General features: G+C 35.9%; 4 protein-coding genes. 1 reads left to right on the top strand and 3 read right to left on the bottom strand.

All coding sequences use genetic code 11. The features are described from left to right. Positions 1-65: 65 nt before the first annotated feature. The 3 genes from BZK14_RS10830 to BZK14_RS10820 all read right to left on the bottom strand — a co-directional run bounded on the left by BZK14_RS10830 (position 66) and on the right by BZK14_RS10820 (position 2,101). Positions 66-527, bottom strand: coding sequence for a nucleoside deaminase (locus BZK14_RS10830; protein ID WP_077926501.1), 462 nt, complete (start codon positions 525-527; stop codon positions 66-68). Further along, positions 527-1,180: an ankyrin repeat domain-containing protein gene (locus BZK14_RS10825; RefSeq protein ID WP_077926503.1), complete on the bottom strand. Its 654-nt coding sequence runs from the start codon at positions 1,178-1,180 to the stop codon at positions 527-529. Before BZK14_RS10825 ends, BZK14_RS10830 begins: the two co-directional genes overlap by 1 nt. Before the next feature lie 72 nt (positions 1,181-1,252). Then, positions 1,253-2,101, bottom strand: coding sequence for a hypothetical protein (locus BZK14_RS10820; RefSeq protein WP_077926500.1), 849 nt, complete (start codon positions 2,099-2,101; stop codon positions 1,253-1,255). A gap of 180 nt (positions 2,102-2,281) precedes the next feature. On the opposite strand from BZK14_RS10820, the gene fbaA reads away from it, so the two are divergent. Then, on the top strand, positions 2,282-3,091 hold an 810-nt coding region (fbaA, locus tag BZK14_RS10815; RefSeq protein ID WP_077926502.1), incomplete at its 3' end, for a class II fructose-bisphosphate aldolase.

Here is a 3,091-nt window from a genome sequence, read left to right as displayed (position 1 = left end):
TTGCCCATGGAAAATGAAGAAGTGAGAATTAACAGTATTTTGAAGTTGATTGAGGAATTAAAACCTTAACCTTGTGCATGTTTTACCCAAAGATCAAAAATATTAGGTGATTGTTGGGTTTCTGGCATATAGACATATGTCAGATTTGTGCGGTTTTGTGGTGTTTTTTGTAGTTCGGTTGATGCGTATTCTGTTGAAAAGCCAAATGGTGCGCCATCTTCACTAGAATAAGCATAATAAACCTCATGAATACCAGCCATAAACATAGCTGCTTGACACATAGGGCAAGGTTCACCGCTAGCATAAACAACGCAACCTGATAAATCAGGATTGTTAAGTGCTTGTCCTGCTGCTCGGATAGCAACTAATTCAGCATGTGCGGTAGGATCATTATCTCGTGCAATATGGTTAACGCCCGTTGCAATAATTTTTCCTTCTTTGACGATCACAGAGCCAAAAGGTTGTCCGCCTGCTTTGACATTTTCAGCAGCGAGCTCAATGGATAATTTTAAGTAATGATGATGCATTATTGCCCTCCATATTGATTGAGTAAATTTACAATTTCATGAAAACTCTTTTGTTTTGCATATTGTAATGCGGTGATCCCTTTATTATCGGGAATATTAGGATCTGCACCAGCTTCAAGTAAAATTTTAACGATATCTTGGTAAGTTTGAGAGCCATTGCCAAGAAGTACAGCTTCCATTAAAGCTGTCCAACCAAGGTTATTAATATGATTAGGGTCGGCACCTGCTTCTAATAATATTTTTACGGTTTGAGGATGCCCTTTTTCTGCTGCTGGAATGAGTGCTGTGCCACCATAACGGTTAGTATCTTTAAGGTTTGCGCCATGTGTTAATGTTAAGGTTAGAATTTCGTTGTAACCTTGAGCACCTGCTAGAAGGTAGGGGGTATCTTGCATATCATTTTTAGCATTAACATCGGCGCCTGCTTTAATCAGGATTGTTGCTATCGCGATATTATTTCGCTGTGTTGCTAGCATTAATGGTGTATTATTTCGCGCATCGCGGCTTTCCAAATGATTCTGTGATGATAAAATTTGAACACTTTGAATATCATTATTACGAACAGCTTCATGAAGGGAAGTATTGGCGTGAGCAAATGTCGTCATCGTAAGAATACCTCCAATTAGAAGAGATGTATAAAAAGATCTTCTCATCATAATGTCTCCTTCAAATGAATATTGAATGTTATTTAAGTATATGTTCGGATTAGATAAAAAGATATAGTTTTATTGTTGCAAGATTTCAGGATTAAGAAAATTAATTTCTTGTACAGTGAAAAAGCGCGGTTGGATGATTGTATCTTCACCTTTTTGAATGGGCTGATAGCCGACGCATTTTTTATAATCACAGCCTTCTAAATAAATAGAATCAGTGCCAATGCGGATATGTTCAGGCATTGTGAGATATGCACCTGAAAGCATAATTTTTTCTTTTTCTTTGGCATGGTATTCACCAAGTTTACCAGCTACAAATTCCATTAATAAAATGAATAATATAAATATTATGAATAGATAAGTAATACCTAAGATTATGAAAGAAATATCGTGCAATACTGCTTTTTCTTTCTTTGCTAAAAAGAATTTGCGAGGCAGAATTTTGCTGAAATAATGTAATCCATTGTGAAAATGTTTAGTAAATACGAAAGGTATAAAGAAAGCATATAATAATATGATCAGTGCTTGAGTGCTAACGGTAAGTCCGGGCAGGCTAAAAATAAAGGGGCTTAATAATGTAAATGTTGCAATGAATACAGGCCATGAAAATTCTTGGGCAGAGATTTTTTCAATGCTATGGCGAAACATGAATATACCGCCGACGATAAAGCCAATCGCAAAGAACAATAATGTTATAAGCAGAATTACTAAAGTTTTATTTTGCACAACATCCAGCCATAACGACGATTCTAATGGAATGAATGGTAAATGAAATGTATTAAAATAAGCAATTTTATATGTATAAATTGCAGTATTAAATAGGAATAGCCCAGCGGCAGGAATAGTTAAAATTGCAATTGTTTTGAGTGCATTAATGATGCTTGAATGAATTTTTTGAGGGCTAGTTAAATAATCACTCATGATGCTGTGCCTTATATTATTGTGATAATCAATGTTGAATGAATAAAATGATTATAGGCAAATTGGGGAAAATAGCACACTCTAGAATCATGACTAAGAATATCATTTTAGAAAGAAAAAAATATTGTTCCTTGTGGTAGAATACGGCGAGAAATTATCTGTAATTTAGGAGACCCAGCAATGGCTAAAATTTTAGACGCAGTGAAACCAGGTGTTTTATTTGGTGATGATGTACAGAAAGTATTTGAAATCGCGAAAGCAGAAGGTTTTGCATTACCAGCAGTGAATGTTGTGAACACAGAGTCAGTGAATGGTGTTTTAGAAGCAGCTGCAAAAGCAAAATCACCAGTAATTATTCAGTTTTCAAATGGTGGTGCACAGTTTTTCATTGGTAAAGGTTTAAAATTAGAAGGTCATGAAGCAGCAATTAAGGGAGCAGTTGCAGGTGCTAAGTATGTTCACGCTGTTGCTGAATCTTATGGTGTTCCTGTAATCTTGCATACAGACCATGCAGCGAAAAAATTATTGCCATGGATCGATGGTTTGTTAGATGCTGGTGAGCAGTTTTTTAAAGAAACAGGTAAGCCATTATTCTCATCCCACATGATCGATTTATCTGAAGAAACTTTGGAAGAAAATATCGAAATTTCAGCAAAATACTTAGAGCGTATGGCTAAAATGGGTATGACGTTGGAAATTGAATTGGGTTGTACTGGTGGTGAAGAAGATGGCGTGGATAACACAGACATCGATAACTCATTGCTATATACTCAACCTGAAGATGTTGCATATGCTTATGAAAAATTAGTAGCAATCAGCCCACGCATTACAATTGCAGCATCTTTCGGTAACGTTCACGGTGTTTATAAGCCAGGTAACGTACGTTTGACACCAGTAATTTTGGATAACTCACAGAAATATGTTTCTGAGAAATTTAACTTGCCAGCTAAACATTTAGATTTCGTATTCCATGGTGGTTCAGGCTCTGAT

Origin of the sequence: Wohlfahrtiimonas larvae, assembly GCF_002006755.1 — a bacterium.
Lineage (GTDB): Bacteria > Pseudomonadota > Gammaproteobacteria > Cardiobacteriales > Wohlfahrtiimonadaceae > Wohlfahrtiimonas > Wohlfahrtiimonas larvae.
This window is presented reverse-complemented; position numbering and strand designations above follow the sequence as displayed.

Coding starts and splice junctions, on each gene's coding strand:
- BZK14_RS10830 (WP_077926501.1), bottom strand. CDS start 527: ATGCATCATCATTACTTAAAATTATCCATTGAGCTCGCTGCTGAAAAT.
- BZK14_RS10825 (WP_077926503.1), bottom strand. CDS start 1,180: ATGAGAAGATCTTTTTATACATCTCTTCTAATTGGAGGTATTCTTACG.
- BZK14_RS10820 (WP_077926500.1), bottom strand. CDS start 2,101: ATGAGTGATTATTTAACTAGCCCTCAAAAAATTCATTCAAGCATCATT.